The organism is Clostridium sp. CM027 (assembly GCF_024730565.1).
Taxonomy (GTDB): domain Bacteria; phylum Bacillota; class Clostridia; order Clostridiales; family Clostridiaceae; genus Clostridium_AD; species Clostridium_AD estertheticum_B.
Genome location: NZ_CP077725.1, coordinates 55,648 through 70,634, shown reverse-complemented (window position 1 = coordinate 70,634; position 14,987 = coordinate 55,648). Strand labels below are relative to the sequence as shown.

Here is a 14,987-nt window from a genome sequence, read left to right as displayed (position 1 = left end):
CTTTTATTTACTATAATAAACGTTGTAGCCTAAGTATCCCTAGTAACTTATTAATTCAAGAGTTGTAAATACTCCTCCACAAATTTATCAGCTTGCTCAAATTCCTTGCTGTCTGGGACGAATTTAAATTTAAGTCCTTCCTCGACTACTTTAAATTTTAAAGATTTTAGTCTTTGTGTAAGCATCGGAACTCCTTCACCACTCCATCCATATGATCCGAAAGCTGCTGCGACTTTACCTCTATTTGTTATTGGACACACAAGAGACAGAACATCCCAAGCAGGCTTTACAGCATCTTGATTGATAGTTGGAGAACCAATCATAATACCTGAGGCTTCTTCAATTAATGATACAATCTCACTTAAATTCATAGATGTTATTTCATGAACTTCAGCCTTTATTCCCTTTTCATTAATTTTATTAGCTATATATTTTGCCATAGCCTCAGTATTATGATAAGCGGATATGTATAATATTTGAATGTTTTTTTCTTTTATCTCGTAAGTTTTAGCCCACTTTCTATAAAGGTCTACATACATTTTAATATCCTCTACATGTATAGGACCATGGCTTGGCGCTACCATATCTAATTCTAAATCTTTGATTTTATCTAATCCCATATTAACAAATTTTTTAAATGGTCCCATTATAACGTCAAAATAATATTTCATTTCGTCGAAATAATCACCTGAGCAAGCATCCGTTATACAATTAACTGGTGAATAATGACAACCCATTACGTCACAAGTAAACAATACTTTTTCTTCCTTAGCATATGTAAACATTGTATCAGGCCAATGTAAATTTGGTGCTGAAATAAATTGTAATGTGTTTTTACCTAAGCAAATCTCTCCTACTGCTGGCCTGCTATTAAATTCCTTGTTAGTAATTTCTTTTAGATACGTTATAGCAGGTTTTGAAGCTAGAACAACAGCCTCTGGATAAACTTCTAAGAGCTTACCTAAAGAACCACTATGGTCGAGTTCTGTATGTTGAACAATTATGTAATCAACTTTTCTTTCTCCAATAACACCTTTTATTTTATCTAAAAACCCTTCAAAGAAACCATTTTTAACACAATCTATTATAGCAACTTTTTCATCATCTATTAAATATGAATTATATGTAGTTCCTTTCTTTGTTTCCATTATAATATCAAATACCTCGAGCTTAGGATCGTTTACCCCAACCCAATAAATATTGTCTTTTAACTTTGTTGTTTCCATTCTCAAAGTCCTCCTTTAGTTCTCTTAGTGTCTAACAATTATTAATTGTTAGACATCCTATAAACCTATATGATTTTAATCATCTTACATATAATATATTTTACCACATTTATCAAATCCATTCAACTAATAATGATTATTAGTTAACCTATCTTTTATATACATGAAAATGCATATACTTTATAGTTTGTCACTTAAATATTAAAATATTCTATTATTCACCCTGAAAAATAAAATATTTTTTAATAATAAGGATACTGAGCCATATACTTTAATAGCACGAACTTTAAGGAGGGCTCTATGAATATTTTAATAACTGGCGCAAAAGGTAATATTGGAACTTATCTTTGTAATATCTTGTCTAAATCACATACTATATATGGATTAGATAAAACTGAACTTAACATAACTGATAAAATAACTACCGAGAAAACTCTGTATGAATTAAAGCCTGACGCTGTAATTCATACTGCGGGCATGACAAATAAATATATTTGTGAATACCATGAATCTTTAGCCTATGATGTAAACACTGTAGGAACTTTAAACATTGCTAATTGTTGTAATTCGCTTAGTATCCCCCTAGTATACCTATCTAGCACAGATGTATACGGAGATACTAATACAACACCCTACAGTGAAGTTGATGAATGTACCCCAATAAACGCCTATAGCAAAAGTAAATTAGGTGGAGAAGAATTAATACAAACCATTTGTGAAAAATATTTTATTGTCCGCACCTCAAATATATTTGGTGGCAATGATTGTTTTGTGAGAAAGCTCATAAATGGCAAACATACAGCAATTTATCTATTTTCGGACCCCACCCTTTCCGTAACTTATATTGAAGATTTAACTATAGTCCTTCAGAGACTATTAGAAACTGATAAATATGGGATATATAACTATACCAATGAAGGTTGTTTATCAAAGTCAATGCTAATAAATAGTATTATAGAATTTAGTAATCTCGATGTTCCGTTAGTTGTGAATTCAGATAAGCTTTTATCCAATCTCATTAAAGAACCTAAATATACCTGTGTAAATAATTCGCATATAAAACATTCTCTTGGCATTGAAATTGCTCCTTGGGATGATAGACTTAAAGATTACATTAATAAACACCTTAAATTGTAAAAAAGAGCATGCCTTATGATTTTAATAATCTCAGGCATGCTCTTGTACAAAATTATTCTGTTGTTACTTCGTACATTTCCTCAGCTCTAGACATATATAATACTCCATCTAGATGGTCAATTTCATGACATAAGGCCCTTGCCAGTAATCCTGAAGCTTCATAAGTTACTGGTTTCCCCTTAATATTAATTCCTACAACTGTAACGTTTGTAGGTCTAAATACTTCACCTTCATATCCTAAGTAGCTTAAACAGCCCTCATAATCCTTTTCATTTCCTGACTGAGCTGTTATTTTAGGATTTATAATTATTATTGGATTTTCTTCTTCTTCTCCTAAATCAATTAAGATAACCCTTTTTAAAATTCCTATTTGAGGAGCCGCAAGTCCTATTCCATTACCCTCATAAAGCGTATCCATCATATCGTCAATTGTGTTTAATATCTTCCTATCTATTTTTCCTACCTTCTCACAAATCATATTAAGACGCTCGTCTCCATATTGTAAAATTTCCCTAACTGCCATATGCATTCTCCTTTTCTTTATACTAATTGCGTTTCACAGCAATAACTTTTAAATGTATACATATATTCTATTCTAAATATATGTATACATCAACTAAAATCTCTGCAAAAAAAATTAAGGCATCACTAAAGACACCTTAATTCCACCTTATTTATGTGCTAATTCTTTTTGCATCTGCTAGCTCTTGAGCTTTCTCCATCATACTTTTAACCTTCATAAGTCTAGTTAAAGCTCCACGCTCATTTTCCTCAAGCTTCATTCTTATATACTTTATAGTTTCATTGAGTTGAGGTATAGTCATGTATTCAAGTGCATTAACCGTTCTTCTAGTTTTTTCAATCTCATCTGCCATGAGCTGACAAGATTTTTCTACTTCTGCAAGTTCTAAAAGCTCCGGCAAGGCTAAATATAACTTTTCTATAGCTCCATCAAGATCTGCCGAAGTGCTGGCAAATCCATATGGATATATACTGCCAGGATCATCTTCTAATTCTCTTTTAAACTTCATTATCGGAACATTAACACTCATAAGATTTTTTGTCTCAACTTCTACAGAAATTTTTTCTTTTGGTTGCGCTATTGCTTCCTCTAGAAATTCTGATGACATTAATGCACTTGCCATAACAAAATCCTTAAAAGAGTTCTGTAATTCTTCTTCAACTTTCGCTCGTAGTTTATTATTATGTTTTATAAGATCAATGAATCTTCTCATAAGCTCATCTTGCTTATCCTTTAATAATTTATGACCACGAGTAGCTGTACCTAATCTTTTTTTTAGTTTAGTAAGCTCCATTCTAGTTGGATTAACATTGAGCCTCGCCACGTTTACTCACCCTCTTTTTTTGGTAAGTATTTTTCTACATATTCATCTCTAATTCTCTTAAGTTCATTTCTTGGGAGAATAGATAGAAGCTCCCATCCTAAATTTATTGTTTCATCAATAGTCCTATTAGTTTCAAATCCTTGGGAAACATATCGTTTTTCAAAAGCATCTGCAAATATTGCATATTTTTTGTCTGCATCAGATAATGCTGACTCTCCTAATATAACTGCAAGCTCTTTTGCTTGCTTACCTTGAGCATATGCAGCAAATAGTTGATTCATCGTATCAGCATGATCTTCGCGCGTTTTGCCTTTGCCTATACCTTTATCTTTAAGTCTTGATAACGACGGTAGAACATCTACTGGTGGCATAATGCCTTTTTTATAAAGTTCTCGGCTTAAAATAATCTGACCTTCAGTTATATATCCCGTTAAGTCAGGAATTGGATGAGTTATATCATCTTCCGGCATTGTAAGTATAGGAATTTGAGTTATTGAACCTTCAAGTCCTTTAATCCTACCTGCTCTTTCATATAGCGTCGAAAGATCAGTATAAAGATATCCTGGATATCCACGTCTACCTGGAACTTCTTTTCTTGCAGCTGAAACTTCACGCAGAGCCTCACAGTAATTTGTAAGATCAGTCATAATTACAAGTACGTGAAATCCTTTTTCGTAAGCAAGATATTCAGCTGTAGTTAGTGCCATTCTAGGCGTAGCTATTCTCTCAATAGCTGGGTCATTTGCAAGATTCATAAATAATACAGTTCTGTCTATTGCACCAGTTTTTGTAAAATCATCTACGAAAAACTGTGCTTCTTGAAAAGTTATTCCTATAGCTGCAAATACAACAACAAATTTCGTATCTGAATTTAATACCTTTGCTTGCCTTGCTATTTGAGCCGCAAGTTGCGCATGTGGGAGACCCGAACCAGAAAACACTGGTAATTTTTGTCCACGAACTAAAGTATTAAGTCCATCAATAGCTGAAATACCTGTTTGAATAAACTCTGACGGATAGTCTCTTGCCACAGGGTTCAATGCCTCTCCATTTATATCGAGTCTCTTGTCAGGAATAATTTTAGGTCCACCGTCTTTAGGCCTACCAAGTCCATCAAAGACCCTTCCAAGCATATCTTCTGAAACTCCAAGTTCTAGTGGTCTTCCTAAAAATTTAGCCTTACTACCTTTTAAGTTAATTCCAGCAGAACTTTCAAATAACTGAACCATTGCTTTATCTTCATTTATTTCAAGTACTTTTCCGCTACGAATTTCACCGTTCTGTAGTTCTATTTCCACTAGTTCATCGTACCGAACGCCTTGAACTTTTTCTACAACCATAAGTGGCCCTACAACTTCTGTTATAGTTTTGTATTCTTTAATCATTTACAGCTCCTCCTTCCGTTATTAATTCTTCAATATCATTAGATAGGGCCGTAAATATATCATCAATTTTTGACATATCAGTTTCTGCAATATATTTTGCTCTTGCTATTTTATCACGCGCAGGAATCTCTAATATCTTTTTCAAATAAATCCCTGAACTCAATGCTTTTTCACCCTCAACATGGAAATCTAAAACTAATTTCAACATTTTATATTGTTTGTTAAGTGACGTAAAAGTATCAACCTCATGGAATGCATTCTGTTGTAAATAATCTTCTCTAATTGATTTTGCAACTTCTAGTTTTAACCTGTCCTTTTCAGAAAGAGCATCTACACCTACAAGTCTTACTATTTCATCAAGTTTTGCTTCTTCTTGCAAAATGGTCATAGCTTTAACCCTAAGCTCAGTCCAATCGGCAGCAACGTTCTCATCCATCCAATTAGCTAGCTGATCCAAATATAGTGAATAAGAATCCAACCAATTTATTGATGGAAAATGTCTTCTATAAGCAAGTTGCGCGTCTAGTCCCCAAAACACTTTGACTATTCTAAGCGTTGCTTGAGTAACTGGCTCTGATAAATCTCCACCAGGAGGTGATACTGCGCCAATAACTGTAATTGCGCCTATTCTTTTGTCGTCTCCAATGCAAACTACCTTTCCAGATCTTTCATAAAAATCTGCTACACGTGAGCCTAGATATGCTGGATACCCCTCATCACCTGGCATTTCCTCAAGTCTTCCTGACATTTCGCGTAGAGCCTCTGCCCATCTTGACGTAGAATCTGCCATTAATGCTACAGCAAATCCCATGTCCCTAAAATACTCTGCAATAGTTATACCTGTATATACAGAAGCTTCCCTAGCTGCAACTGGCATATTAGAAGTATTTGCAATGAGCACCGTTCTTTTCATTAGTGATTCACCTGTTTTGGGATCTTTAAGTTCTGGAAACTCATTCAAAACATCTGTCATTTCATTGCCACGTTCACCGCAACCTATGTAAACAACTATTTCTGCATCTGCCCATTTTGCAAATTGATGTTGAACTACAGTTTTTCCACTACCAAAAGGACCCGGAACACATGCCGTACCACCTTTAGTTACTGGAAAGAAAGTATCTATTACTCTTTGACCTGTAACTAGTGGTTCTATTGGATTTAATTTATCAGCATAAGGTCTTCCACGTCTTACTGGCCACTTTTGCATTAACGTAATTTGCTTAATTCCGCCATCTGTTTGCACCTCTGCTACTACATCTTCTACAGTATATTCTCCTGCAGTTATAGACGTTATAGTACCCTCTATTCCTTTAGGCACCATTATTGTTTGAGTTATAACAGTAGTTTCCGCAACTGTTCCTATAGCTACGCCATATGAAACAATATCTCCAACGGACGCCGTAGGAACAAAGTCCCATTTTCTTTCTCTATCTAGTGGCGAAACATTTACACCTTTTGTTAAGTAATTACCAGCTATAGCTCTTATTTTATCAAGCGGTCTTTGAATACCATCAAACATTGATTCTATAAGTCCTGGTCCAAGTTCAACACTTAGTGGTTCACCGGTAGTAACTACTGGATCTCCTGGTCCGAGGCCTGATGTTTCTTCATATACTTGAATAGAGGCTCTATCTCCTCTCATTTCAATAATTTCGCCAATAAGACCCTTATCTCCAACCTTAACTACGTCATATATATTAGCTTCGTCCATATCTTTTGCAACAACTAATGGACCTGAAACTTTTACAATTTTACCGATTTTCAAGTTATCTCCCTACCTTTCTATAAAATATTTACGCCCACTGCTTTTTCTACATTATCGCGAATTCTTTGCATTCCTATATTTAGTGAGCCTTGATTACTTGGTATTAATATAATGGCAGGAATCATCTGTCTGTTATATCTTGCTATAGTTTCATCTAAGTGCTGAGCTATCTGCTCAGTTACAAATATAACTGCATAATTACTTGACGCCATTTTATCTATAGCTTTTTTAGCTTCTTCTACTTCAATAACCGGATATACGTCAATTCCAAGAGCTTTGAAAGCAAGTATTGAATCTTTATCTCCAACTACTCCTACTTTATGCATAAACTTCACGCATCCTTTCTCTTATGATCGTCGTATCAACATTATTTAATTTCCCAACCGTAATTATTCTTATTATCTTTATTTCTGTTTCCTTTGCTGCGATATACGCAAATATTGGCTCAGGTCCAAAAGTAACATACTTAGCGGCCCTTAGCTTCTCCATAATATAGTTTTCTGATAATTTTTCTAAACTAGAAAGTTTACCAGTTTTAATATATTCTTCTAGTCCAATTCTTACAACTTCTCCATATTTTGATGAAGAAAATTTAGTTGCCATATTTTCAATTGGATCACTAAAAGCTGTTAATAGAACATCACTAGATATATCTCCACCAATCAATATAACTTCTTTAAAAAAGTTAACATCCTTTTGTTGTTTTTTTAATCTAATTATTGACTTAATATTAGAAAAATCTATACTTTTCTTAACATATTCAATTATAAAATCAATTTTTGTTTCTTCTGCCCTAGCTAACATATCTACATACATATACCTATCCAATATAATATCTATCTTTTGAGGATCATTAAGTTCTTTGTATACTTTTTCCACCTCAATTATAGCTTCCCTCATATTAGGGTCTAATTTCTTATATTCCATAGTTGTCATGTAAAATTTTAATTCCTCTATATTTACTGTACCTGCTGGAATTAGCATATGAGAAAAGTCCTTATCTAAAGTTCTTCCTTTTAACAACACTTTTATATTATGATAATCATATTTCAAACTCATAATATCTACTATAGAAGGATATGGAGAAACTTCATACATAAGGGAGTATACTCTATTTAGCTCATCCTTAAGTAATATATTGTAGTCCTCTGCTCTTTTTACATTTCCCATCAAACTTGCATATTCGGTTTCCTTCAAAATTTTAAGTACTTCATCCGCCGAGGAGCTGTCAATCATTCTCTCAATCTTTACTTTACTCAGGAGTCTTTTTTCTAATACTCTTAGCCTAGCCACAGCTTGTGTAAAATCCATATTATTCATATATGGCTATCCTCCTTGTTTTGATCCGGAGTGGATACCAATTATAAATAGGTATCCACTCCTTAAATTTTATTTACATTTATTTAAATAATGCGTTAACAATTTCAGGTTCTAGTTCATCCCTTAAGGAGTTAACTAGACTTTCAAAAGTATTATTAATCTCTATACCATTTTTAAGTACTACAAATCCACTTTTTATATCTCGATTATCGGAACTTAATTTTAATTCACCTATTTTTCCATTAGTTTTTAGTGAAATATTAATTCCAGATAAATATTCATCGCTTACAATACTTTTATATTTCCCAGGAAGTATTATTTCTTCATCCCCTGCTATTGGCATTGATAAAAGATATTTTTTTATAAGTTCCAAATAATCATTATCATTTATCGCCATAAGTTTTTCTAGCGCACTCTCAAATACCTTATCAATCATTTTTTGCATAGCCCCTAGCTTTTCATTTCGTGCTTTTAGCTGAGAATTTGATACAATTCTCTTACTCACCATAATAGCTTCAACCTTAGTTTTTTCTATCATTTGTTTTTTTACTAGTTCTGCTTCTTTTGTTTTCTTTTCTATTAATAAAATTTCATTGTTTTTAGCTTCTTTCAAAATAGTTTCTGCTTTAATTTTAGCATCTTCTATTATCTTGGCAGCTAATTTATCTAAATTTGACATATTCTCACTTCCTCTAGCTCATCACTTTTTAAATTAGAGTGTCTTACTTACGAGTATTATTGAAACAACGAATGCTAAAATGGCATATGTTTCAACCATTGCTGCAAGTATGATAGCTTTTGTGCTATGATCTGGTTGTTTAGCTACTATTGCAATACCGGCAGCAGCTGCCCTAGCTTGATATAATGCTGAAAAATACCCTACGAAAGCTATTGGTAAACAAGCCATCAAATAATAAAATCCAACATCTAAAGTCATACCCGAAGTTAATTTAAGCAATACCATAAGTCCTATAACGAAACCATAAAGTCCTTGAGTACCTGGTAATAATTGAAGAATAAGGGCTTTACCAAATTTTTCAGGTTCTTCTGTTGTAAGTCCTGCAGCTGCCTCACCAACCATACCTACTCCTTTTGCTGATCCTATACCTGGTAAAATTACCGCTAAAGCCATTCCTAATGCAGCGAAGATAAATCCACCGTTTTTACTCATAAATTCCATGAACGTCATAATTAATTCCTCCTTAAATTTGCTTTCCTTTTATTACGTTAATATATTGATTCTTTGATTTAAACACCTTAAATGCTTTTCCTCCGCCTTCATAAAACTTGCTAAAGTACTCTACATACTGAAGCCTAGCACTGTGAACAAAAGCTGATAATGAACTTAATAATAGATTAAATGTTTGTGCAAACACGAATATAAATATACCTATAATAATATTAAATGGTGTTGGCATCATTTTAATAAGCATATTAAAAGCAGATGCTATAAATCCTCCTGCAAGTCCAAGAGCCATGATTCTTGAGTAGGAAACTAAGTCACCTATATAACTAGATATACCATATAAACCATAAAGACCTCCACCAAGTTTTGCACCAATGCCTTTGTTTTGTCTTCCTTGAGTTAATACTAGTGCAACCATTCCAACTATCATAACCCATTTACCTATATTAACTACAGCAGGACTTAATCCTATTTGTGCTCCACCTAATAATAAAAATGCTCCAGTTAATGCAGCGTACCATGTCACTACATCATAAATAGCATCCATTGGCTTTCCATCGCGAATTAACATATAACCTTTAACTCCAAGGCCAAAATAGATTTGGATTGCACCTATTACTATTGATATAATCAGTAATAACATTATATCTTCTCCAGGATTTATTAAACTGTGAGTTGATATAAATGGAATTATATCCCCGAAGAAACCTCCGTAAACAACGCCTGCTAGTGCAGTTGGTATACTTAGTAGTAAGAAGAATTTAGCAAATTTTTTCTGTCCTTCTTCTAAATTAAATTTTTTCAATGCAATTGCACAAGCTATGAACATTACTAACCCGTACCCAAGATCAGCGAGCATCATCCCAAAGAATACCATGTAAAAGGGTGCCATTACGGGTGTTGGATCTATCTCTGAATATTTAGGTAAACTATACATTGATACTATTAGTTCAAATGGTTCTACAACTGCACTATTCTTTAAAAGTATAGGCACCCTATCATCTTCCTTGACAGCTTTTTCAATTTCTAAATAGAACTCTTCCTTAGTTGTAGACTTTATCAAATTTTCTAAATCTTTTGCTGATTCTGTTGGTACCCATCCCTCTATGGCAACGGTGTTCTCTGTTTTTAAGAAATTTTTACAAGCTGAAGCTTTTATATGTTTATTTGATAAATATTCATATACTATTTTAAAATCCTCTAAATACTGGCAATCATTTTTTATTTCAGCATTTATTTTTTCTTCTTCTTTAGATATCTCATCTAATCTTTTGTTAAACTCGCGTACAATTTCTGCTGAAATTCCATCATATTTTAAATTAGTAGTATTAAAGCTATAATGTTTAAGTATTTCACTAGCTTTATCTTCATACTCTTTATACACTAGTGCTATTACATTAATTGCATTTTTTCCGTCACTAATAACTTCTAAGTAAGAACACGGAATTTTACTTTCAAACTCTTCTCTAAAAGCATCTTTAAAAGCTTTTGGCAAAGACCCCATTAAGAATATTGAAGAATTTAATGATTTTAAATCCTTAAAAGAGGCATCTAAGGATATCCATGGAGTTAATGACCCTATTTCAGAATTAATTTTGGCTTTTTCACTCTTCATTTGAATCAAATTATTATCTCGATCCTTTAACTTTTGATAGTTTTCTTTATAGTTTGATTTTTTCGCTAAAGTTTCTAACTCCTCATAATCCAAAGAACTTTTACCTTTGATTAAAGATTTTAGAGCACCCTCTTTTTCTGAGTGCTTCATTAATAGATCTAGGGCAAACTTTACTTTTGCTTGCTCTCCTTCTAAATGAGAAACTTTTTCATTTTCCGAGTCTTTTACAAGAGATTGCAAATCTTCTTCTGCACTTTCTTGTAGGTTTACAAATTGAATATTTTCAAATTTGTGAAAGTTATCAAGCAACGCTTCTTTTTGTGATTCAAAGGCAAACAATGTAAATTTGCTCATTTTAACTATTGCCATTATTTTTCACTATCCTCTCAACCACCATGTTAACCGACCTATCAAACCTTTGTTTATCTAAATTTAGTATATTCGTGACCTCTATCTTACCTGTATCAAAAATTGGTTCAGACTTACTTTTACCTTCTTCTTTAGCATTTTTAATGATTTTTTTAGTTTCTTCTCTTGCATCATCCAAAACCTTTTTGTACTGATCTTCGGCGTAAATTTCAGATTTTTTTAATATATCCTTACTATCCGAAATTGCCTTACTTACAATATCTGCTGCTTTTTTTTCCGCTTCTTTTATACTTTTTATTGCTTCTAATGCCAAAATATCACCACCTTTTACTAATAACTAGCCATAATGAGTATATATAAATTATTAATAATTTATATAATAGTAAATACTTAGTATAGTATTTACCTTTATTCTATTTTATATAATATTGAATACATCTTAATTATACTAATTTTTATTGAAAGTTTCAACTTTTTTTTAACATTAACAATATTCGTAATATTAACTTATTCCAATGTGACAAATGTCATTTTTAATAATTTATCATTTTTTCCGTTTTATAACTTTTATCATATTCTAATCTAGGATAGAAGTTATATCCTTTATGTTATCCTCATCATTAATATCATAAACTAAATAATGATCTTCTTTGCGTACAGTATTATTATCTATATAATCTAAAATATCAATCATAAATTTTTCAATATGAATATTAGATGTATTGTTTATATCATTGTTATGTAGCAACTTATCCTTAATCGATCTTTCTACTTTCTTACCTAAATCTCTGATTAGAAAATCTGGAAGCCACTTCTTTTTGTTATATTTAAGGTAGTCATATTTAACAATTTCTTTTAAAACGAAATCTTCTTCTTCAAGTTTCTCCTCATTAAATTCAATAAATATCTTGTAATAATCTACTGAGGAAATGTTTCTACTTAAATATCCCTTTTCATAGAAAAACACTCCCAGTTCGTAATAAAATTCAAATGGTGTATTAAATTTTTTCACAAAATATTTTAGAATAGTACTAAACTTTTGTGAATTGTAATATTTGTCCACAATTTTTTCTACCCTTTTTAAGCTTACTAATTCCTCATAACTTATATCCCTTGTCTTTAGAATTTCATATGGTGGATAAGGTGCATAGACCATTCCCCAAAGAGTTGCTTCACTCCTCATATCCGAACCTTTAAGTAATTTTAAAAATCCTAATTGTATTACTTCTGGATGAATGCTATAAACATCATTAAAAGATTTTTTAAATGATTCATAATTTTCTCCTGGGAGGCCCGCTATTAAATCTAAATGTTGTTTAATATTTTTTATTTTTTCTAATTCCTCCACCATTTCCTTTATATCATTAAAGTTTACAAATCTATTTATATTGTTAAGAACTAAGGGATTTGTTGTTTGTACACCCACTTCAAATTGAAATCTACCCTTTGGTGCCTTAGCTAAAATGTCTAATTCCTGTTTGTTTAGAAGATCTGCTGAGATTTCAAAGTGGAAAGTTATTTCAGTATCCATCTTTATTAGAAATTCCCAAATTTCTACCGCAAATCTCGAATTGCAATTAAATGTTCTATCAACAAACTTTATTAATTTTACCTTCTTGTCCACGAGAAATTTCAATTCTCTCTTTACTCTTTCAGTATTTAAAAATCTAACTCCATGAGTAGTCGAGGAGAGACAATATTTACAATTAAAAGGGCATCCTCTTGATGCTTCATAATAAACTATTTTATTGGTAAGTTCTTCTTCATTATATGGGAAAATAACTTGCTCCATATCCATTAATGTTCTCTTACCACCATAGTTAATTTTACTATCACATCCTATATTTTCATAATATTTATAATATAGCCCTAGAATATTTTGAATGTTACCACTATTCTCATCATTGATTTCAGAATCATCCTTTGAATTAATTCTCCATTTAATAAATTCTTTATACGTTACCTCTCCTTCCCCTTCTATTACATAATCCCCTACGTTTTCCTCAAGAAACTCTTTACAATTAAAGCTAACCTCTGGTCCTCCATAAAGGATTTCAATCTCACTATTTACAAGCTTTATAAGAGATGATACAGCCTTAACGTACTCAATGTTCCATATGTAGCAAGAGAATGCTACAAGGTCTGGCTTGCTACTCAAAATTTCCTCTACAATTCTTTCGATTTGATCATTAATAGAAAACTCCATAATTTTGCATTCGTAATTTAAATCCTCTGTATATGTTTTTAAATATCTTACTGCCAAGTTACTGTGAATATATTTTGCATTAATTCCTACTAGTGTTACTTTCATCTTTTGATTTCCCTTTCTTTTTGCATATCATATAATAAACATTATCTGAATTTTTCAAAGTTAATATTTCAAAATAAGGTTGTAAAATTTTGATTGTATTCTCTTTGGAACTATCTTTAAATATATTTAAGTCTATTAAATGTATTTGTTTTGTATTTTTATCAGGTGACACAATCTTTATTTTAGAATTAAAGATTTTAGCAAATCCCTTATCTACATCCCATATATATAGTAATCCATCTTCTTTCAGAAATTTATATATATCTTGTATTAATTTACTTTTGCTTTTTGTAAATTTTATATCACTCAAAGTAAAAAACAGTGCACAGAGATCATACTCACCTTCTTCTATTCCAGTCTTCTCACCTTTCCCCTCTATATAATCTAAGCTACTACTATCATCAACATATTGTTTGTATATATTATATATAATTCCATGATTAGAAAAACCTATATCTAATATATTTCCTTTGAAAATTTCTTTTTCTAAATTTATAAAAACCTCCTTTTTCAATTGTTACTCCCCCTTTGTTAAATATATTTCATATATTTTTACCTATTTTTACCTATTTTTATCTTATTCTTCAAAAATAAAATAATTCCTCTAAAATAAAGGAATTATTTATTAATTTCATTATAAAAATTAATCATTAAACCTGCAGTAGTCTTTTGTGCCCGTTGCACTATAAGTGTAGATATTTTCTTGTACCTATCTTCCTTGTTTTTTATGTTTGCATTAGCAATATAAGTTTCATTCGCAAATAATGCATTTTTTTTTATATAGTCTTCTATATTCTCCTGTTTTATTACTTCATTAAAAATAGGAAATGAATAATCACTCATTAATCTACTTATAATCCAAAGTTCAAAATTTCTGTGGCTTTTAAGTAGCTTATTGTTCACATGTTGAGGCACCGTAGCATCTTGAATTAAATGACAGGCTGCTCCAAAATAAAACAGGGCTTGCCTTGTGTCCCCTTCTTTAATAAATCTTAATGCACATTTATAATATTTTTCGAATTCGGTTAATGCATTTGAAAATCCATAAAGGCCAGTACCCTTAATGTGATGATAAAAATGGTTTGAGCTTTTAAAATCTTGATCTGCCCAAGTAACCCCCTTATTTAGTTCTTTTATGTGTCCCTTGTAAAAACTAGAAATTTCACTATATTCCTTATTTTTTAAAATTTCTATAGCTTGAATATTTATAAATTTATGAACAATGCAATGAGTTTTCATGACCCTTTTTTTAATTGGATTTATTGTTATCATTAAGCCTTTTAAAGTTTTTCCATAAGTAACTTCCATTCTTTTCTTCAACCTGTTC

At 31.6% G+C, this 14,987-nt stretch carries 15 protein-coding genes; 1 reads left to right on the top strand and 14 read right to left on the bottom strand.

The window, feature by feature from the left end; genetic code table 11:
• Nucleotides 1–50: 50 nt before the first annotated feature.
• Nucleotides 51–1,226, bottom strand: a complete 1,176-nt coding sequence (locus KTC92_RS00320; protein ID WP_216301732.1) for an FprA family A-type flavoprotein — start codon at nucleotides 1,224–1,226, stop codon at nucleotides 51–53.
• Nucleotides 1,227–1,526: 300 nt separating this feature from the next.
• Here KTC92_RS00320 and KTC92_RS00315 point away from each other — a divergent pair, with 300 nt between their 5' ends.
• A complete protein-coding gene (locus tag KTC92_RS00315) occupies nucleotides 1,527–2,363 on the top strand; it encodes an NAD(P)-dependent oxidoreductase (protein WP_216301731.1) in 837 nt (278 codons plus the stop codon).
• Between the two features lie 52 nt (nucleotides 2,364–2,415).
• Here the strand turns inward: KTC92_RS00315 and def are convergent, their stop codons facing one another.
• From def to KTC92_RS00250, 13 genes are all read right to left on the bottom strand, one after another.
• On the bottom strand, nucleotides 2,416–2,886 hold the full coding sequence (def, locus tag KTC92_RS00310; RefSeq protein WP_220285992.1) for a peptide deformylase: 471 nt from the start codon (nucleotides 2,884–2,886) through the stop codon (nucleotides 2,416–2,418).
• Nucleotides 2,887–3,037: 151 nt separating this feature from the next.
• Nucleotides 3,038–3,709, bottom strand: a complete 672-nt coding sequence (locus KTC92_RS00305) for a V-type ATP synthase subunit D (RefSeq protein WP_165411874.1) — start codon at nucleotides 3,707–3,709, stop codon at nucleotides 3,038–3,040.
• Between the two features lie 2 nt (nucleotides 3,710–3,711).
• Nucleotides 3,712–5,094: a V-type ATP synthase subunit B gene (locus KTC92_RS00300; protein ID WP_165411875.1), complete on the bottom strand. Its 1,383-nt coding sequence runs from the start codon at nucleotides 5,092–5,094 to the stop codon at nucleotides 3,712–3,714.
• The gene (locus KTC92_RS00295; protein ID WP_165411876.1) at nucleotides 5,087–6,859 is read right to left on the bottom strand and encodes a V-type ATP synthase subunit A; all 1,773 of its coding nucleotides are present in this window, start codon (nucleotides 6,857–6,859) and stop codon (nucleotides 5,087–5,089) included. Before KTC92_RS00295 ends, KTC92_RS00300 begins: the two co-directional genes overlap by 8 nt.
• Nucleotides 6,860–6,876: 17 nt before the next feature.
• The gene (locus KTC92_RS00290; protein ID WP_165411877.1) at nucleotides 6,877–7,185 is read right to left on the bottom strand and encodes a V-type ATP synthase subunit F; all 309 of its coding nucleotides are present in this window, start codon (nucleotides 7,183–7,185) and stop codon (nucleotides 6,877–6,879) included.
• Nucleotides 7,178–8,179 (bottom strand): V-type ATP synthase subunit C, encoded by a 1,002-nt coding sequence (locus tag KTC92_RS00285; protein ID WP_216301727.1) that lies wholly within the window; start codon nucleotides 8,177–8,179, stop codon nucleotides 7,178–7,180. Before KTC92_RS00285 ends, KTC92_RS00290 begins: the two co-directional genes overlap by 8 nt.
• 79 nt (nucleotides 8,180–8,258) lie before the next feature.
• Nucleotides 8,259–8,858: a V-type ATP synthase subunit E gene (locus tag KTC92_RS00280; protein ID WP_216301726.1), complete on the bottom strand. Its 600-nt coding sequence runs from the start codon at nucleotides 8,856–8,858 to the stop codon at nucleotides 8,259–8,261.
• Between the two features lie 33 nt (nucleotides 8,859–8,891).
• Nucleotides 8,892–9,368 (bottom strand): V-type ATP synthase subunit K, encoded by a 477-nt coding sequence (locus KTC92_RS00275; RefSeq protein ID WP_216301725.1) that lies wholly within the window; start codon nucleotides 9,366–9,368, stop codon nucleotides 8,892–8,894.
• A 13-nt stretch (nucleotides 9,369–9,381) separates the two neighbouring features.
• Complete coding sequence (locus KTC92_RS00270; protein WP_216301724.1) at nucleotides 9,382–11,349, bottom strand: V-type ATP synthase subunit I; 1,968 nt, start codon at nucleotides 11,347–11,349, stop codon at nucleotides 9,382–9,384.
• Nucleotides 11,336–11,662, bottom strand: a complete 327-nt coding sequence (locus tag KTC92_RS00265) for an ATPase (protein ID WP_165411882.1) — start codon at nucleotides 11,660–11,662, stop codon at nucleotides 11,336–11,338. Before KTC92_RS00265 ends, KTC92_RS00270 begins: the two co-directional genes overlap by 14 nt.
• A gap of 264 nt (nucleotides 11,663–11,926) precedes the next feature.
• Complete coding sequence (locus tag KTC92_RS00260) at nucleotides 11,927–13,660, bottom strand: B12-binding domain-containing radical SAM protein (RefSeq protein WP_220285993.1); 1,734 nt, start codon at nucleotides 13,658–13,660, stop codon at nucleotides 11,927–11,929.
• Nucleotides 13,635–14,174, bottom strand: a complete 540-nt coding sequence (locus KTC92_RS00255) for a class I SAM-dependent methyltransferase (protein ID WP_165411954.1) — start codon at nucleotides 14,172–14,174, stop codon at nucleotides 13,635–13,637. The genes KTC92_RS00260 and KTC92_RS00255 overlap by 26 nt, the downstream gene beginning before the upstream one ends.
• A 104-nt stretch (nucleotides 14,175–14,278) precedes the next feature.
• Nucleotides 14,279–14,980 carry a zinc dependent phospholipase C family protein gene (locus tag KTC92_RS00250; protein WP_216301722.1) on the bottom strand — a complete coding sequence of 234 codons (702 nt, stop codon included), beginning with the start codon at nucleotides 14,978–14,980 and terminating at the stop codon, nucleotides 14,279–14,281.
• Nucleotides 14,981–14,987 lie beyond the last annotated feature (7 nt).